This window comes from Candidatus Poriferisocius sp. (genome assembly GCF_965219775.1).
Taxonomy (GTDB): Bacteria; Actinomycetota; Acidimicrobiia; order Acidimicrobiales; family Bin134; genus Poriferisocius.
Genome location: NZ_OZ244793.1, coordinates 2,175,704 through 2,192,303 on the forward strand (window position 1 = coordinate 2,175,704; position 16,600 = coordinate 2,192,303).

The 16,600-nt window shown below is 69.2% G+C and carries 16 protein-coding genes; 10 read left to right on the forward strand and 6 right to left on the reverse strand.

Features of this window, described 5'->3' with window-relative positions; all coding sequences use genetic code 11:
- Positions 1-113: 113 nt before the first annotated feature.
- The 3 genes from ACOQPQ_RS09660 (at position 114) to ACOQPQ_RS09670 (ending at position 2,889) form a co-directional block, all read left to right on the forward strand.
- The gene (locus tag ACOQPQ_RS09660; RefSeq protein WP_420639231.1) at positions 114-1,421 is read left to right on the forward strand and encodes a hypothetical protein; all 1,308 of its coding nucleotides are present in this window, start codon (positions 114-116) and stop codon (positions 1,419-1,421) included.
- 236 nt (positions 1,422-1,657) lie between these two features.
- Positions 1,658-2,434, forward strand: a complete 777-nt coding sequence (locus tag ACOQPQ_RS09665) for an enoyl-CoA hydratase/isomerase family protein (protein WP_420640388.1) — start codon at positions 1,658-1,660, stop codon at positions 2,432-2,434.
- Positions 2,435-2,448: 14 nt separating this feature from the next.
- Positions 2,449-2,889 (forward strand): SH3 domain-containing protein, encoded by a 441-nt coding sequence (locus tag ACOQPQ_RS09670; RefSeq protein ID WP_420639232.1) that lies wholly within the window; start codon positions 2,449-2,451, stop codon positions 2,887-2,889.
- 24 nt (positions 2,890-2,913) lie between these two features.
- Here ACOQPQ_RS09670 and ACOQPQ_RS09675 read toward each other — a convergent pair whose 3' ends face one another.
- Positions 2,914-4,104 carry an LLM class flavin-dependent oxidoreductase gene (locus ACOQPQ_RS09675; RefSeq protein WP_420639233.1) on the reverse strand — a complete coding sequence of 397 codons (1,191 nt, stop codon included), beginning with the start codon at positions 4,102-4,104 and terminating at the stop codon, positions 2,914-2,916.
- 46 nt (positions 4,105-4,150) lie between these two features.
- Positions 4,151-4,801 carry a peptide-methionine (S)-S-oxide reductase MsrA gene (gene msrA / locus ACOQPQ_RS09680; RefSeq protein WP_420639234.1) on the reverse strand — a complete coding sequence of 217 codons (651 nt, stop codon included), beginning with the start codon at positions 4,799-4,801 and terminating at the stop codon, positions 4,151-4,153.
- A 192-nt stretch (positions 4,802-4,993) separates the two neighbouring features.
- Between msrA and ACOQPQ_RS09685 the strand changes: the two genes are divergently transcribed.
- The 3 genes from ACOQPQ_RS09685 (at position 4,994) to ACOQPQ_RS09695 (ending at position 9,722) form a co-directional block, all read left to right on the forward strand.
- Positions 4,994-7,330, forward strand: a complete 2,337-nt coding sequence (locus tag ACOQPQ_RS09685; protein WP_420639235.1) for a xanthine dehydrogenase family protein molybdopterin-binding subunit — start codon at positions 4,994-4,996, stop codon at positions 7,328-7,330.
- A gap of 88 nt (positions 7,331-7,418) precedes the next feature.
- Positions 7,419-9,455 (forward strand): elongation factor G, encoded by a 2,037-nt coding sequence (fusA, locus tag ACOQPQ_RS09690; protein ID WP_420639236.1) that lies wholly within the window; start codon positions 7,419-7,421, stop codon positions 9,453-9,455.
- 15 nt (positions 9,456-9,470) lie between these two features.
- Positions 9,471-9,722 (forward strand): hypothetical protein, encoded by a 252-nt coding sequence (locus ACOQPQ_RS09695; RefSeq protein WP_420639237.1) that lies wholly within the window; start codon positions 9,471-9,473, stop codon positions 9,720-9,722.
- Positions 9,723-9,837: 115 nt separating this feature from the next.
- On the opposite strand, the gene ACOQPQ_RS09700 is transcribed toward ACOQPQ_RS09695, so the two are convergent.
- Both ACOQPQ_RS09700 and ACOQPQ_RS09705 read right to left on the reverse strand, forming a co-directional pair.
- Complete coding sequence (locus ACOQPQ_RS09700) at positions 9,838-11,244, reverse strand: MFS transporter (RefSeq protein ID WP_420639238.1); 1,407 nt, start codon at positions 11,242-11,244, stop codon at positions 9,838-9,840.
- The gene (locus ACOQPQ_RS09705) at positions 11,241-12,224 is read right to left on the reverse strand and encodes an NAD(P)-binding domain-containing protein (protein WP_420639239.1); all 984 of its coding nucleotides are present in this window, start codon (positions 12,222-12,224) and stop codon (positions 11,241-11,243) included. The genes ACOQPQ_RS09700 and ACOQPQ_RS09705 overlap by 4 nt, the downstream gene beginning before the upstream one ends.
- A gap of 122 nt (positions 12,225-12,346) precedes the next feature.
- On the opposite strand from ACOQPQ_RS09705, the gene ACOQPQ_RS09710 reads away from it, so the two are divergent.
- Complete coding sequence (locus ACOQPQ_RS09710; RefSeq protein WP_420639240.1) at positions 12,347-13,546, forward strand: cytochrome P450; 1,200 nt, start codon at positions 12,347-12,349, stop codon at positions 13,544-13,546.
- Positions 13,547-13,624: 78 nt separating this feature from the next.
- Positions 13,625-14,395: an SDR family NAD(P)-dependent oxidoreductase gene (locus tag ACOQPQ_RS09715; RefSeq protein WP_420639241.1), complete on the forward strand. Its 771-nt coding sequence runs from the start codon at positions 13,625-13,627 to the stop codon at positions 14,393-14,395.
- A gap of 54 nt (positions 14,396-14,449) precedes the next feature.
- Here ACOQPQ_RS09715 and ACOQPQ_RS09720 read toward each other — a convergent pair whose 3' ends face one another.
- Both ACOQPQ_RS09720 and ACOQPQ_RS09725 read right to left on the reverse strand, forming a co-directional pair.
- Positions 14,450-15,265 (reverse strand): TauD/TfdA dioxygenase family protein, encoded by an 816-nt coding sequence (locus tag ACOQPQ_RS09720; protein WP_420639242.1) that lies wholly within the window; start codon positions 15,263-15,265, stop codon positions 14,450-14,452.
- Complete coding sequence (locus ACOQPQ_RS09725; protein WP_420639243.1) at positions 15,262-15,822, reverse strand: MarR family transcriptional regulator; 561 nt, start codon at positions 15,820-15,822, stop codon at positions 15,262-15,264. The genes ACOQPQ_RS09720 and ACOQPQ_RS09725 overlap by 4 nt, the downstream gene beginning before the upstream one ends.
- A 78-nt stretch (positions 15,823-15,900) precedes the next feature.
- Between ACOQPQ_RS09725 and ACOQPQ_RS09730 the strand changes: the two genes are divergently transcribed.
- Both ACOQPQ_RS09730 and ACOQPQ_RS09735 read left to right on the forward strand, forming a co-directional pair.
- The gene (locus ACOQPQ_RS09730) at positions 15,901-16,200 is read left to right on the forward strand and encodes an antibiotic biosynthesis monooxygenase (RefSeq protein WP_420639244.1); all 300 of its coding nucleotides are present in this window, start codon (positions 15,901-15,903) and stop codon (positions 16,198-16,200) included.
- Between the two features lie 64 nt (positions 16,201-16,264).
- Positions 16,265-16,564, forward strand: coding sequence for a putative quinol monooxygenase (locus tag ACOQPQ_RS09735; protein ID WP_420639245.1), 300 nt, complete (start codon positions 16,265-16,267; stop codon positions 16,562-16,564).
- Positions 16,565-16,600 lie beyond the last annotated feature (36 nt).

The following is a 16,600-nucleotide window of genomic DNA, read 5'->3' on the forward strand; positions in this document are numbered from 1 at the left end:
TGAGTGTTCGGGAGACGGCTGCAGTGATGAATGAGGATCTCCGTTCCATGCGGCGACTGTGGGGAGTGGGCGGAGGCTTCGGGTGGTTTGAGGTCCGGATGTATCGTGGCCATGTGAGGGCGTTGCTGCGGCGGGGGCTGGGGGTGTTGACCGCGCTGGTGCTGGTGGCCGCGGGGTGTGGAGGGTCGGGTGGTGGGGAGGTGGCGTCGTGTGTCCTCTCGCCGGGAAACGACAAGTTCTGCCTGGTGGCGGACCCGGCGGGGGGTAGCGGCGGGCTGAATAGGGTCCGGGCGTTGCGGGACATCACCGTGGTGGTGGACGGGCAGCCGGTGCTGGTGGCCGGGGAGGGTGATCTTGGCGGTTGGGTGGAGGGGGAAGAGAACCTCAGTGCGGCGGGCTCGGCGTGGGTGGGTGGCGACGCCAAGGTGTTCGACGGTGCCCGAGTGGAGGATGATGCCCTGGTCACCGAGTTCGCGGAGGTATCCGACGGGGCGGTGGTCCGGGACCAAGCCCAGGTGTCGGACAGAGCCAAGGTCTTCGGCGGGGCCCAGGTATCAGACGGTGCCCGGACCCTCGACGCGGCTGTGGTGTGCTCCGAGGCATGGGTGTATGGGCAGGCGGTGGTCGAGGGTGAAGCAGTGGTGTGCGGCAGCGTGCCCAGGGTGTTCTCGCTGTCCGCCTGGGCGGGTGCCGGGAAGGGTGCGAGGGCGGCACGGATGGTCGCCTGGGTCCAGGGGTGGAGCGAGTTGGGGACGCAGCCGGTCCGGCAACGAGCAGGGCTGAGCGGCACCGGAGCGCACGTTTTCGACGACGCAGCCGTCTCCGACCAAGCCTGGGTGTTCGAGCGGGCCAAGGTGTACGGCGAAGCAGAGATCAGAGACCAAGCCAGGGTCTACGAGCACGCCCAGATGTTCGGCAAGAGCAAAATGTATGATCAAGCTCAACTGTACGGTAGCGCGAGACTATTCCAGTTGTCTGGAGATCGACATGTTGTGCCGCTTGGGGATAAGGGAGATGAAATACGTATGCCAGTCTTTAGCCTTGAGGATCCTGCCAGGATACTTTGGACCAACTCTCCCTGCTTCGAAAACAAGTGGCTGGCTCCCCCGGAGACCATTAGTAGGGTGTTATCGGTGGACAACAATTTGGAAGGCAACCAATCTGTTGGAGAGGCAGCATGGACAATTGATATCAATGCCTGCCCAGAAGAGAGTAGTGAATTGAAGGATACAAGAGTCTATGGTAATGCAAGAGTCTATGACAGTGCAAGAGTATGGGGAGGTTCAAGGGTGTATGGAGACTCGCATGTAAAGGATGATGCAAGAGTCTCAGGAGGAACGCTAATGCCTGGTGGCAAATACTGTGACACCTTATGGATCAACTCTGGAACCTGGCCAGGAGAATTCTTACGCTGTGGCTGAAAGGACCCGATGGCTATTGGTGGGTGCTTGACGTGAAGGTGTTGGGTAGGGTGGAACTATTGCGAGACCATGTTGCGTTGACGAATAATGCTGATCCAGATCTCCGAGCAGTAGGCGAGTTGCTGCCTGGAGGTATCTGCGTCCGCCGTGGCACGTCTGTGAGGTCGCTGTAGCCTGGGGTGGTGATGGTTGGCGACGGTGTCGGGTGTGCGGGTTGAGATGGGGAGGTGATCGTGGTGGGTGAGACGGTGTTGTACGAGCGAACTGGTCACGTGGCCACCATCACCTACAACCGGCCGGAGGTGCTGAACGCCGTGAACGGGCGGTTGCGGCAGGAACTGAATGCCGCGTGGGACCGGTTCCTGGGCGACGACGACGCCTGGGTGGGTATCCTCACCGGAGCCGGTCGGGCGTTCTGCGCCGGGGCCGACATGGCCGACGGCGCCGGATCGGTGGGCACCTTCGAGGGCACCTTCTGGGAGAAGCCCACCATCAACTCCTTCGAGTCGGGCCTGGAGCTGTTCAAGCCCGTGATCGCCGCAGTGAACGGGCACTGCCTGGGCTACGGGTTCACCGCGGCGTTGGCCTGCGACTTCCTCATCGCCAGTGATCGGGCCACCTTCGGTTTCCCCGAGGTCCGCCTGGGCGTCCCCACCATCGTGGGAGCCATCACCCTGCCCCGGCGGGTGGCGTGGGCCGACGCCATGGAACTCTTGCTCACCGGCGAGCGGGTGGACGCCGAGCGGGCCAAGCAGATGGGCCTGGTGTGGCGGGTGGTCCCCCACGACGACCTCATGGCCGAGGCCCACGCCCTGGCCGAACGATTGGTGGCCTCGGCGCCTTTGGCCGTGCGGGCCACCAAAGAGGTGGCCGTGCGCACCCGGAACATATCGTGGGTGGAGGCCGTGCGCTTCGGGGAGACCATGCGCCTGGTGGCCGGCGCAACCGAGGACGCCACCGAGGGCATGACCGCCCGGGCCGAGGGCCGCACCCCCGACTGGCAGGCTCGGTAGCCCCGCCGGATTCGATGGGCGTCCGGGCGATCGTCTGCTGCGTGGTGGTGGCCGCCTTGGCCATCGTCGGCCTCTCCTTGGCGGGCGTCGTGTCGTCCTGGGGATTCGACTGGGTCACCATCGAATCGGAGGAATCCACCCCGGACCCCACCGCCACCGAAACCCCCACTCCCACCGAGGAGCCCATGCCCGAAACAGTGGTGACCGTGGAGTTGGAAATCGACGACCGCTATCCCCCCGACTCCCAGTGGCAGGTGTTTGACGTGCCCTCGGCCCTCAACATCCGGGCCGGCCCGGCCACCGGCCACCAGATTCTGGGCACGGCCAACCTGGGTTCCACCGTGACCCTGACCGGCCAGGTGGTGGAGTCGCCCACCAGCGGCACCTGGGTGCAGATCCGCACCAACAACCAAACCGGGTGGGTGTTCGCCGCCTACCTCACCCCGGCCACCTGACGCAGCGGCCCACCGAGCCCCCGATCAGGTGGCCCCCAAGGCACCGACGGCGGGTATCTCGTCGTCGGACAGCGGGGCCAGGGGCGTGCGCCGGGCCAGGGCCGCCGCCACGGCGGGGGCCAGCCGCTCGGCCTTGGCCGCCTCCCGCTCGTCCTCACCCTCCTTCAGCGCGGGCATCACCTCGGCGGCGAACAGTCGCATCGAATCGCAGATGTGCTCGTGGGTGGCCCGCCCCGACTGCTGCACGAACATCACCTGGTCGACCCCGGCCTCGGCGTACCCCTGGAGTTGCTTGGCCACCAGATCGGGGGTGCCGATGCCCAGTGTTCCCCCCAGCATGTCGAACTCTTCCTTGGTGCGCTGGAAGTCGGCCCACACGTCGGTTCGCCCCGGCTGGTGCCGTCCGCCCACGTAGTAGTGCAGGAGCCCGTGGCCGAAGAACCGGAACCCCTCCAAGCCCCGGCGCTCGGCCTCGGCCTGGTCGGGATGCACCGACAGGCCCACCACCATGGCGATGTTGGGGTTGACGGTGTGGCCGATGGGCACGCACTCGGTGGCCAGGATGCGGTAGTAGTCCTCCACCCACTGGGCCGCCTCGTCGGGATCGAGGAAGGCGAACGACAGCGCCCCCATGCCGAGGCGGGCGGCCAGCTTGATGGTGTCCTTGTTGGAGCAGGCCACCCACAGCGGGGGGTGGGGCTTTTGGGCCGGCTTGGGCACCACGTTGCGACACGGCATGGAGAAGTAGCGGCCCTCGAACCCCGGATAGGGGTCCATCACCATCATGTTGCAGCACTGTTCGGTGGCCTCGGCCCAGGCCGGGCGCTTGTCGGCGTGGTCGATGCCGAACCCGCCCAGCTCCACCGCCGCCGACGACTCCCCGGTGCCGAAGTCCACCCGGCCGCCGGAGATGAGGTCCAAAGTGGCGATGCGCTCGGCCACCCGGGCCGGGTGGTTGTAGGCCGGGGGCATCTGCACGATGCCGTGGCCGAGGCGGATGCGCTCGGTGCGCTGGCTGGCCGCGGCCAAGAACACCTCGGGGGCCGACGAATGGGAGTACTCCTCCAAGAAGTGGTGCTCCACCTCCCAGGCGTAGTCGAACCCCAACTGGTCGGCCAGCTCCACCTGGTCGAGGGCGTCCAGCAGCAGCCGCTGCTCGTCGCCCGCCCGCCAGGGGCGGGGCAATTGGTGCTCGTAGAACAACCCGAACTTCATCTTTGCTGCTCCGTTGGGGGGCGGGACTCCGTCGGAGGGCAGGCCGCTAACCGGCCACGCCCACCGGGCAGCTCACCCCGGTGCCGCCGAGTCCGCAGTAGCCGTTGGGCACCTTGGCCAGGTACTGCTGGTGGTAGTCCTCGGCGTAGTAGAAGGTGGGGGCGGCGATGATCTCGGTGGTGATGTCGCCGTAGCCCGCCTCGCGCAGCCGGGCGCCGAAGCGGTCCCGGGATGCCTCGGCGGCGACGAGCTGGGCGTCGTCGAAGCAATAGATGCCCGACCGGTACTGGGTACCCACGTCGTTGCCCTGGCGCATCCCCTGGGTGGGGTCGTGGTTCTCCCAGAACAGCGCCAGCATCTGCTCGTAGCCCACAACCGCCGGGTCGAACACGGCCAGCACCACCTCGTTGTGGCCGGTACGCCCCGTACACACCTCCTGGTAGGTGGGATTCGGCGTGAAGCCGGCGGCATAGCCCACCGCGGTGGTGAACACCCCGGGGGCCGTCCAGAACACCCGCTCGGCCCCCCAAAAGCAGCCCATCCCCACCATGATCTGCGCCATGGACTCGGGGAACGGCGGCTTCAGCGGGTTGCCGTTCACGAAGTGGTGCTCCGGTACCGGCATCTCCACGTCGCGGCCGGCCAACGCATCGGCGGCATCCACCATCATCGCTTTGTCGAGTCCGAACAATCCCATGGCCCCAGTGTAGGAGGTGGAAGCCGCCACGCCTATGGCCACTCCCACGGCCCCGACCCGTGAGGCCCACTCCCACGGCCCCGGCCCGAGAGGCCGCCACGCCCACGGCCCCATTCGGCGAGACCGGCCAGGCCACCGGCCAGGACCACCGGTGCCTGCTGAGCCCCGGCCCATCCGCGAGACTGACACACCATGGCAGCGCGATTGACCGGCCAGAGCGTCGACCGGGTGGAGGGGCCACGCCTGCTGCGGGGCGAAGGACGCTTCACCGGCAACATCCGCCACCCCGACCTGCTGCACGTGGCCTTCGCCCGCAGCCAACTGGGCCACGCCGACATCACCGGCCTCGACACCGCCGCCGCCGAGGCCACCCCCGGCGTGGTGGCCGTCTTCACCGCCGAGCACCTCGAAGGGGTGGTGGCCCCCATCACCATCGCCGGTCCCCCCGAGTTGGCCGTGACCCCGTTCACCGTGCTGGCCACCGACCGGGTGCGAACGGTGGGCGAGCCGCTCGCCGTGGTGGTGGCCCGCACCCGCCAGGCCGCCGCCGACGGCGCGGCCGCGGTGGAGGTGGACTACCGGCCCCGGCCCGCGGTGGCCACCATGGCCGAGGCGCTGGCCGACGGCGCCCCGCTGCTGTTCGACGACCTCGGCACCAACGTGGTGTACGAGACGGCCCAGTCGTGGGGCGCCGACATCGACGACACCTTCGCCCGGGCCGACCACGTGTTCACCCGCACTTTCCACCAGCACCGTTTCGGTCACGCCCCCCTGGAGGGCCGGGTGATGGTGGCGTCGTACTCCCCCGCCGACGGCACGCTGCTCATCGACTCGGCCACCAAACGGCCCCACGCGGTGAAGCTCAACCTGGCCAATCTGCTGGGCATCGCATTCGGCAACATCCGGGTACGGGCGGGCGACATCGGCGGGGCGTTCGGCTCCAAGGGCCAGATGGGCCGGGAGGACATCGCCACCGCGGCCGCCGCCGTGCTGGTGGGCGGCACCGTGCAGTGGACCGAGGACCGCACCGAGAACCTCCAGATGGCGGGCCACGCTCGGGAGGAGGACCTGACCGTCGAGGTGGCGGTGACGGGCGACGGCACGCTGCTCGGCATCCGGGCTGACATGACCATGGACCAGGGGGCCTACCCCATGCCCCCCTACCCGTCCACCCTGTTCTGCAACCTGGTGAAGATGCTGATCCCCAACGCCTACCGCCTGGAGGCCTACGCCTTCTCGGGCCGGGTGGTGGCCACCAACAAGGCCAGCTACATCGCCTACCGGGGGCCGTGGGCGGCGGAGACCTGGGTGCGGGAGCGGATGCTCGACGAGATCGCCGCCGAGCTGTCGGTCGACCGGGTGGAGATCCGCCGCCGCAACCTCATCCACCAGGACCAGCCCACCCGCATGATCACCGGGCCCACCGTGTCGGGCATCACCGCCCGCCAGACCCTGGACCGGGCGGCAGAGATCATGGACCTCGACGGCTTCGCCGCCCGACAGGCCGCCGCCCGAGCCCACGGGCGGTTGCTCGGGTTGGGGTTCGCCACCTTCATCGAGATCGCCCCCGGCCCGCCCGACTTCGCCCAGTCAGCCGGGTTCGACCTGCGCGGCGAGCTGGCCTCGGCCCGGCTGGAGCCCACCGGTGAGCTGACCGTCGCCAGCAGTCAGTCTCCCCACGGCCAGGGCCACGAGACCACCATCGCCCAGGTGGCCGCCGACGAGTTGGGCGTGGGCCTCGACCGGGTGCGGGTCGTCTTCAGCGACACCGACGCCACCCCGTTCACCGTGCTGGGCACCGGGGGCAGCCGATCCTCGATGATGGGCGCCGGTTCGGCCCGGGCGGCCACCGCCCGCATCAAGGAGAAGGTGCTGGCCATCGCCGCCGAGGCGCTGGAGGCCAACCCGGCCGACCTGGAGATCGCCGACGGCACCATTGCGGTGCGGGGCACCCCCGGCCGGTCCGTGCCGCTGACCGCCGTCGCCCAGCAGGCCTGGTTCGCCCCGTCGTCGCTGCCCGAGGGCATGGACCAGTCCATGGAGGTCACCGTGGAGTACCGCACGCCGCCGGGCGGCTGGGCGTCGGCCACCCACTGCTGCTGGGTGGACATCGACGCCGAGACCGGCGAGATCGGCATCGACCGCTACGTGGTGGTGGAGGACTGCGGCGAGATGATCCACCCGGCCATCGTGGACGGGCAGATCCTGGGCGGGGTGGCCCAGGGCATCGCCGCGGTGCTGTACGAGCGCCACCACTACGACGACCACGCCAACCTGCTCACCAGCACGCTGGCCGACTATCTGGTGCCCTCGGCCGCCGAAATCCCCGTGATCGAGGTGGAACACCTGCACGCGGAGCCCCTCCACGACGCCGACTGGCGCGGGGTGGGCGAGGGCGGGCTCATCGGCGCCCCGGCGGCCATCACCAACGCGGTGGCCGACGCCGTGCGCCACCTGGGCATCGACATCACCGAACAGCACCTCCCGCCCAAGCGGATGCGCGAGCTGCTGAGCGCCGCCGGGCACTGAGCCAGTCGCCCCCTTTCGTGCCCGCCTCCGGTTGGCGGTAGGCTCGGCTCCTGCTGCGCACACACCCAGAATCCAGAGGGGGACATTGATGGCTGTCGCACCGGAGAAGATCCGCAACGTCGCGCTGGTGGGGTCGCAGGGTTCGGGAAAGACCACACTGGCCGAGGCGCTGCTCTACCGGGCCGGCATCATCGACCGCACCGGCCGGGTGGAAGAAGGCACCACCGTGTGCGACTTCAGCCCCGAGGAGCGCGACGCCGGCCACACCCAGTCGCTGGCCTTGGCCAGCTTCGAGTGGCACGACCACAAGATCAACCTGATCGACACCCCCGGTGCCCCCGATTTCGCCGCCGAGCTGCACGCCGCCCTGCAGGTGGCCGACCTGTTGGTGTTCGTGATCGACGCCTCCAGCGGGGTCGACCACCGGGCCACCGCCATCTGGCGTCAGGCGGCCGACGCCGGGCTGCCCCGCATGGTGTTCGTGAACAAGCTCGACCGGGAGCACGCCAGCTTCGAGAACGTGCTCACCGAACTACAGGACGCCTTCGGCGCCGGGGTGGCCCCCTTGGAGCTGCCCATCGGCGAAGGCCCCGAGTTCCACGGCATCGCCGACCTGCTCACCAACAAGGCCTACATCTACGACAGCGGATCGGCCGAGGAAGCCGCCATTCCCGGTGACATGGAGGAGCAGGAGTCCGAGGTCCGCGAGCAGTTGGTGGAGGGCATCGTCGTGGCCGACGACGACATGCTGGAGCAGTACCTGGAGGGCAACATCCCCACCCCGTCCGAGTTGGAGGCGGTTTTGGGGCTCGGCGTGGCCGACGGGTCGGTGTTCCCGGTGGTGTGCGGCTCGGCCACCGGGCCCATCGCGGTGGACCGGCTGGCCAACTTCCTGGCCGAGATCGGGCCGTCGCCCACCGGTCGGCGGATGACGGTCACCATGAGCGACATCGACACCGAACCGGCCTGCGACCCCGACGGCGATCAGCTCGCCGTGGTGTTCAAGACCATCAGCGACGACTACGTGGGCCAGATCTCGTTGTTCCGGGTGTTGTCGGGCACCATCAACCGGGACGACAACCTCACCAACGCCGCCACCGGCAACAGCGAGCGGCTGCGGGGCCTGGTCAGCCTGGTGGGCGGCAAGCAGACCGACGTGGATGCCATCGCCGCCGGCGACATCGGCGGGGTGACCAAACTGCAGCAGACCCGCACCGGCGACACCCTCACCAACGCGGGCCGGGCCGAGGTGCAGCTCGACGCCTGGCCCGAGGGGGTGCTGGCCTACGGCCTGGTGCCCAAGACCCGGGCCGCCGAGGACAAACTCGGCACCGGGCTGCGCCGGCTCACCGACGAGGATCCGTCCCTGCGCCTGGAGCGCAGCGAGGAGACCCGCCAGACCCTGCTGTGGGGTCTGGGCGAGGCCCATCTGCGGCTGGCCATCGCCCGCCTGGACCGCATGGGCATCGAGGTGGAGACCGAGGACCTGCGGGTTCCCTACCGCCAGACGGTCACCGGCAACGGCGACGCCGAGGGCAAGCACAAGAAGCAGTCGGGCGGCCACGGGCAGTTCGGGGTGGCCTACGTGCGGATCGAGCCCATGCCCCGAGGCAGCGGCTTCGAGTTCGTGGACGCGGTGACCGGCGGCTCCATTCCCCGGCAGTACATTCCCGCGGTGGAGGCGGGCATTCGCGACGCCATGGCCGATGGCGGGGAATTGGGCTTCCCCATCGTGGACGTGAGGGCCACGGTGTACGACGGCAAGCACCACTCGGTGGACTCCTCGGAGTTCAGCTTCAACATGGCCGGGAAGCTGGCGTTCAGCGCGGCCTTCGCCCAGGCCAACCCGGTGGTGCTGGAACCCATGGCCCAGGTGGAGATCACCGTCGCCCCCGAGTACCAGGGCGACGTGATGGGCGACCTGTCGTCGCGCCGGGGCCAGGTGCAGGGCACCGACGCCGGACCGTGGGGGGAGCAGGTGATCCACGCCATCGTGCCCGAGGCCGAGCTGGTGCGTTACGCCATCGAGCTGCGGTCGCTCACCGGCGGGCGGGCCCGGTTCAAGGCCGAGCGGGTGACCTACGAGATCCTCAGCGGGGCCCTCCCCGAAGCGGCCACCGCTTAGCCAGGAGTTGAAGCGGTGCCCGAACACGAGAACGGCGAGGATCTGGAGTACCAGTGGTCCGATCCCCGCGACTACCAGCCCCCCGAGGGGATCATGCGCAAGGCCACCGGCACCTCGGCGGGCTCGGCGTTGGGGGCGGCCATGGTGGCGTTGGGGGAGATCCTCGAGCCGGAGAAGACCCGGGTGGAGATCCAGCAGGAAGACGACGAGCCCGAGCCCGATCTGCCCTTCACCATCGACTTCGGGGACCTGCCCCCGTTGAGCTGAGGGCCCGGCCCCGCCGACGGCACCGCTGTCACCCCACAAACGGCCCGGTGAGGACCGCAGGTCCGGCTGTCACCCTACGAACGGCCCGGTGAGGCCCGCAGGTCCGGCTGTCTCCCTACGAACGGCCCGGTGAGGCCCGCAGATCCGGCGACAACAGGGCCACCAGCGCCGACAGCACGCCGATGACCGCGGCCAGCAGGTAGATCGCCAAGAACCGCTCGGCCGACTCGGCGGCACCGAGCAGCGTGATCATGATGGTGATGCCGGCGGCCGACCCGATGTTGCCCACCATCTGCATCGACCCGGTGGCCGCGCCGAGGTCGGCGTCGTCCACCGAGTTGGCCATGGTGGCCACCGCGGCGGGACGCACGGTGCCCTGGCCCACCCCGGTGATGAACAGGATCACGATCAACCCGGCCAGCCAGTCGGCCACCGCCAGCAGCCCGGTGGCGGCCAACGCCACCGACATGACCATGGTCCCGGTCACCATCATGGTTCGGCCGCCGTAGCGGGACTCCACCAGGCCCCCGAACCACGCGCCCACGCTGTATCCCACCGGCCGGGCGATGAGCGCAAAGGAAATGCGGCTCACCTCCTCGATCCCGAACGAGCGCTCCAACATGAAGGGGGCCACCACCAGGGTGCCCATGTAGGCCATGTAGCCCAAGAACAAAACCAGGGTGGGAATGGCGAACCCCCGTCGGGCCAGGAACTCCAACGGGAACAGCGGTTCGGGGGTGCGACGCTCCACGTCGAAGAAGACCAGCAACGACACCGGGCCGGCCACCAGGGCCACCATCACCAGCGGGTGGTCCCAGCCCCAGGCCGGGCCCCGGTTGATGGCCAGCAGCAGGCCGGTCACCGCCACCCCCAGGCTGAAGGCGCCGACGAGGTCGAAGTGGACGGCGGGCTTGCGGGGGGTGCCGGGCAACAGCGGTATGGCGGCCAACAGGGCCACCAGCGCGGGCACCGACTGGACGAAGAAGATGGTCCGCCAACCGACGGCGTCCACCAGGAGGCCGCCGAAGACCACCCCGAAGGCCGGGGATATGGCGGTCACCGCCGTCCAGTAACCCAGGGCCAGCGCCCGCTCCCGGCGGGCGAACACCGTCATGATGATGGCCATGGACGTCGGGAGTGTGGCCGCCCCGATGAACTGGCCCAGGGTGCGCATGGCCACCAGCGAGCCCACGTTCCACGACAGACCGGTCAACACGGCAAAGCCGGTGGCCATCCCGTACCCCCACAGGTACAGGCGGCGATGGCCGTACAGGTCGCCGACCTTGCCCGCGATGGGGGTGCCCACCGCCATGGCGATCAGCGGGGCCGTCTGCACCCAGCTCACCGCGCTCTCCGAGGTGCCGAGATCGTTGGCGATCACGGGCAGCGCCGCCGACAGCACGGTCACCGGGAAGCTGGTGGAGGCGATGCCCACCATGGTGAGCCCCAGCACCAACCACCGGTAGTTGGGCCGATCCTGGAATCGTCGGCGCCGGTCAACCCACGGCGATGACGTGCTCACCCCCCGGGGGCTCGACCGGCGTTGGGCCCCAATTTGGCTCGCAGATCCTGCTCAATGGCCTTCATCAGCTCCCCGGCGTGCTCTTCTCGCAGCTCGGCCAGCCTGGGGGCGCCGGCGGCCGACTCGGCATCCCATTCGTCGGCGAAACGCCCCGAGGCGATGTCGTCCACCAACTCCCGCATGGTGGCCCCCACGTCCAGGTGGTCGTAGCGGCCCCGCCGGGAGAGCTGGCCGTACTGGCTGGCCGGAGAGTGGTGATCGAGCTGGGCCACGAATCCCTCCTCCCGCAACAGCCGGTAGTTGCGCTCCACCTCGCCGGAGTAGAACAGCTCGGTGGTGACGGCCTCCAGGGGGATGCCCAGTTCCAGCATCACCAGGGCAAAGGCGGCGTTCACGTGGGTCAACGCCGGGGACAGAAGCTGTTCCACGGCGAGGTCCAGCACCGCCTCCTGGTGGGGGGTCATGGCGATGGCCCCCTGGCGCAGCCCGCCGATGGCCCGGGCCACCGCCAGCATTCGGGCCTGGGCGGTGCCGGTGGTGTCCCGATGCACGCCCACCGCGGTGATGAAACCCACGCCTTCCTCGTAGCAACGCCGCACCTCGGGGCCCAGCATCCGGGGGGCCACCATGGCGATGTCGCCGTCGGGGGTGAAGCGGTCGAAGGCCAGGGTGTAGCCGCTGGCCACGATGGTGAGGGCCTCGGGGCGGGGCGCCAGGCCGAGCCCGGCAATGGCGTCATCGGGCACCAGCACGCAGATGATGTCGGCGGCCGAGGCGTCGGCGATGTCCCCGGCGTCGAACCCGTCGGCGATGGCCTGGTCGCGGCTCTCGTCGGCCCGCACGTGGACCGACACCGCCAGCCCCGAGTCCCGCAGGTTCAGCGCCCACGGCCGGCCCTGGTTGCCGTACCCCACCACCGCCACCCGCTGACCATCCACCGCGGCCAAATCAGCATCGGCCTCATAGAAAAACCCGGTCACGCCCCTACTCTCCCAAATCCACCCCCCACCAGCCGAAGCGGGCCGGAGCGATTGGGCTGGGCGTGTCAGTATTGGGCATGGACCCTGCGGCGCACCCTGTTGCCTTGGAGGCGGGGACGGTCGTGGATGCGGACGTGTGGGCCGACCCCTACCCGTTCTTCGATCGGCTGCGGCGGGAGCACCCCGTATGGCTCGTGCCCGGGCTCGACCTGGCGTTCGTGGCCACGCACGAGCTGGTCTTGGACGCTCTTCGCCGGATTGACGACTTCTCCAACCACCTCGATGTGCTCGTGATCACCGGCGACGACGGCAGCCCCGCCCTCCTGCGCACCGACCAATTCGGCGAGGGCACCACCACCCTGGCCACGGCCGATCCGCCTGAGCACACCACCCATCGACGGGTGGTGTTCCCCGAGTTGGTGTCCCGGCGCATGGAGGCCATGCGCGCCGAAATCGAGTCCTTTGTGGACGAACAACTGGCAGCCGCACGATCCCAGGGCCGCAGGGTGGAATGGGTCAATTCCGTGGCTCATCCGGTGCCCGCCCGTGTCATTGCCCGGCTGATCGGATTGCCCGACCAGGATTGGCCCCTGGTCATGAAGTGGGCGCTGCACGGCGGCTTGCTGTTGGCCGGCCTCCTCAAGGCCGAGACCATTGCCTCGATCAGCGAGGAAGCCCAGGAGGCGGGCGCCTACCTCTGGGCCAAGCTGGTGGAGGCCGGGGACGCACCGGGCAACGACCTGCTCGGGGTGTGCGCCCAGGCGGTGGCCGACGGCGACTTGGCCGTGGGCGACGCCATCGGCACCCTCACGGTGCTGCTCGGCGCAGGCGGGGAATCCACCGCCTCGCTGATCGGCAACGCCGTACGGATGCTGGCCGCCAACCCCCCACTGCAGGAACAGGTCCGGTCGGATCACGGCCTGATCCCCAACTTCCTGGAAGAAGCCGTCCGGCTGGAATCCCCGTTTCGGGGCCACTACCGCCAGACCAAGCGCGACTGCGAACTCGGTGGCGTCGCCCTGAAGGCCGGAACCACCGTGTTCCTCCTGTGGTCCTCCGCCAATCGCGACCCTGCCGAGTTCGACCGCCCCGATGAGGTGGTGCTCAACCGCCCCATTGCCCGCAGCCACCTGGCCTTCGGCCGGGGCATCCATCACTGTGTGGGCGCCCCGTTGGCCCGCTTGGAGAGCTTGTGCTCGATCGAACGGCTGCTCCAAGAGACGGACTGGTTCACCCTGGCCGACGACGACCCCCCTCAATGGGAGAACAGCATCTTCGTCCGCCGCCACCATCACCTCCCCCTGGACGTGGACTGGAACTAACGGTCCCCGATGGGGGCGGGGTGGCTGGGTTTGGCCCGATGGGTGGGGTGAGGTTGGGAAAACCTAGGGTTGGCGGCCATGGGTGATTTCTCGGATCGGGTCGGCGGGGCGTTGGTGACCGGGGGCAGCGGGGGGATCGGGGCGGCCATCTGTGTGCTGTTGGCCCAGCGGGGCAGCCCGGTGATGCTCACCTACCGGTCGAACCACGCCGCCGCCGAAGAAGTGGCCGAGGCGGTGCGGGCCGCCGGGGTGGCCGCCCACCTGGCCAACCCGGCGCTGGAGGATCCCGAGGCCATGGTGGCGGTGGCCGACGAGGCCGCCGAACGCCTGGGCGGACTGCACACCGTGGTCAGCGCGGCCGGCCCCCATGTGCCCCAGATGTACGTTTCCCAGACCGACGCCGCCCTGTTCGCCCGCCAAATCGAGGCCGATGTGATCGGTGCGTTCAACCTCACCACCGCCGTGCTCCCCCACCTCCGAACCACCGCAGGCAACATCGTGTACGTCACCACTGCGGCCACCACCGTGTTCCCCAAGCGCGACGCCCTGTCGTCGATCCCCAAGGGGGCGGTGGAGTCGCTCATGCGGGCCGTCGCCGTGGAAGAGGGTCGCTTCGGGGTGCGGGCCAATTGCGTGGGACCGGGCATGTTGGAGGACGGCATGGCCGCCCGGCTCATGGCCGACGGTGACCTCGACGACCGGGCTCTGGAGGTGGCCCGACAGAACATCCCCCTGGGCCGCTTCGGCAAGGCCGTCGACATCGCCGAGGCCACCTGCTTCCTCGCCTCCGACGCCGCCAACTACATCAGCGGCCAAAAGCTGGACATCGACGGGGCCTTCACCGTCTGAGCCCCGGGTTCCTCCCCGACAAGCGGCTACGGCCTGGACCCCTGCCCGGCGGCCCTATTCGTCGATGGTCACCCGGTGCATGAGGCGGCGTTGGGTGTAGTCGGGCACGGCGAAGTGCTGGACGGCCCGATTGTCCCAGAAGGCGATGGAGTCGGGGGTCCAGCGGAAGCGGCACTGGAACTCCGGTGAGCGCACGTGGTTCAACAGGAACGGCAGCAACACCTCGTTCTCGGCCTCGCTCAGCCCCACCAGGCGGGTGGTGAAGTTGCTGTTGACGAACAGCGCCCGCCGCCCGGTCTCGGGGTGGACCCGCACCACCGGTCGGACCAGCTCCGGGTACTGGGCCTGCATGCTGTCGAGGTGCTCCCGGGCCAATCCCTCGTTGATGGCCCGGTTCAGGGTGTAGGTGAGGTCGTGGGCCGCCTCCAGCCCGTCCACCAGCCCCCGCACCGGGGCCGACAGCTCCTCGTAGGCCTTGTACATGTTGGCGAAGCAGGTGTCGCCCCCCACGTCGGGCAGCTCCACCGCCCGCAGCACCGAGCCCAGCGGCGGGTTGGGCATGTAGGTGTTGTCGCTGTGCCAGCGGGCGGCCAAGCCCCCCACCGGGGCGATCTGGTCAAGCACGGTGATGGCCGGGTGGGTGTCCAGCTTGGGTCCGAAGGGGGCCACGTTGATGGGGCCGAACCGCCGGGCGAAGGCCAGGTGCTGGTCGGGGGTGATGGGCTGGTCGCGGAAGAACACCACCAGATGGTCGAGCAGGGCCTGGCGGATGGCGGCCACCGTGGCGTCGTCGAGGTCCTCACGCAGATCCACCCCGTGGATCTCCGCGCCGATGTCGGAGGTCAGCGGGCGAATGTCGAGGTCGGTCATCGGGACTCCTCGTCGGCGAAGTCGCCGGCGTCGTGGCGCAGGGTGAAGATGGCATCGTCCAGGGCGCGGAGGGTTTCGGCCGACAACCCGGCCAGTCCGAACTCGATGTCGGCCAGCGCATCGGCCGCCTTGGCCACCACCCGGCGACCCTCGTCGGTGATCTCGGCCAGAACGGTGCGGCGGTCGTCGGCGTGGGGCACCCGGCGAACGAGCTCGTCGCGCTCCAGGCGGTCGATGGCGTTGGTGACGCTGGTGGGGTGGACCATCAACCGATCGCCCATCTTGCCCAGCGGCAGGGAACCCCGACGGGTGAAGTGCAGCAGCGCCAGCGCCTCGAAGCGGGAGAAGGTCAGGTCGAAGGGCGCCAGGGCCTCGTTGATCCGGGCCATCACGAGCTGGTTGGCCCGGGTGATGGAGGTGGCCGCCGACATGGCATCGGTGGCCCGCCAGTCGTTGAGCTCCCAGTTTCGCCGGGCCTCGCCAATGGGATCGAACGGCAGCACTTGATCGACACTGTAGGTGACTGCCTCGGCCCGCCCCGTTGTCGCCAGGGCCATTGGCCGACCGACGGGATGGTGCGGCCCGGCCCGGCCGTCGGTACGCTGAGGCCGCCCGCCGCACCGTGAGGAGATCGCATGATTGTCGTCGCCGGCTCCGTGTCCGTCCCGCCCGAGAACGCCGAGGCGTTCATGGCGGCGGCCGCCGAACTCTCCGCCGCCTCCCGCGCCCTGGACGGCAATGTCGACTACTGCATCTCGATGCAGGCCTCCGGGACGTTTCGCTTTTTCGAGTGCTGGGAGAACGAGGACGCCATGAACGCCCAGTTCGCCGCCGGGCCGTTCGGCGCCTTCCAGGCGGCGGTGGGCGACCTGGGCATGGCCGGGATGGACGGCAAGAAGTACCACATCGCCTCGGTCGGCCCCCTCTTCGGGTAAGCCCCCATCATGTCGGCGACACACCACTAGGCTCAGCACAACAGTCGCTACCTGAGGAGACACCATGATCGTCATTGCGGGCACCGGCGCCCTTCCCCCCGAGAACACCGAAGCGTTCATGGCCGCCGCCACCGAGATGGCCGCCGCCTCCCGGGCCGAGGAGGGCAACATCGAGTACTGCTTCTCGGTGGAAGCACCCGGCAAGGTCCGCTTCTTCGAGTGTTGGGAGAGCGAGGAGGCCCTGACCGCCCACTTCACCGCCCCCCACATCGCCACCTTCGGCGCGGCCATCGGCGAGTTGGGCATGACCGGGATGGACGGCAAGAAGTACCAGGTGTCGTCGGTGGGCCCGCTGTTCGAGTAGCCCGGTGACCGGCGCCGGGGGGAGTCGGCAGGAAGT

Bases quoted from the DNA above. Each gene is read 5' to 3' on its own strand.
- ACOQPQ_RS09670 (WP_420639232.1), top strand. From the start codon at position 2,449: ATGGGCGTCCGGGCGATCGTCTGCTGCGTGGTGGTGGCCGCCTTGGCC.
- ACOQPQ_RS09675 (WP_420639233.1), bottom strand. From the start codon at position 4,104: ATGAAGTTCGGGTTGTTCTACGAGCACCAATTGCCCCGCCCCTGGCGG.
- msrA (WP_420639234.1), bottom strand. From the start codon at position 4,801: ATGGGATTGTTCGGACTCGACAAAGCGATGATGGTGGATGCCGCCGAT.
- ACOQPQ_RS09685 (WP_420639235.1), top strand. From the start codon at position 4,994: ATGGCAGCGCGATTGACCGGCCAGAGCGTCGACCGGGTGGAGGGGCCA.
- fusA (WP_420639236.1), top strand. From the start codon at position 7,419: ATGGCTGTCGCACCGGAGAAGATCCGCAACGTCGCGCTGGTGGGGTCG.
- ACOQPQ_RS09715 (WP_420639241.1), top strand. From the start codon at position 13,625: ATGGGTGATTTCTCGGATCGGGTCGGCGGGGCGTTGGTGACCGGGGGC.
- ACOQPQ_RS09720 (WP_420639242.1), bottom strand. From the start codon at position 15,265: ATGACCGACCTCGACATTCGCCCGCTGACCTCCGACATCGGCGCGGAG.
- ACOQPQ_RS09725 (WP_420639243.1), bottom strand. From the start codon at position 15,822: ATGGCCCTGGCGACAACGGGGCGGGCCGAGGCAGTCACCTACAGTGTC.
- ACOQPQ_RS09730 (WP_420639244.1), top strand. From the start codon at position 15,901: ATGATTGTCGTCGCCGGCTCCGTGTCCGTCCCGCCCGAGAACGCCGAG.
- ACOQPQ_RS09735 (WP_420639245.1), top strand. From the start codon at position 16,265: ATGATCGTCATTGCGGGCACCGGCGCCCTTCCCCCCGAGAACACCGAA.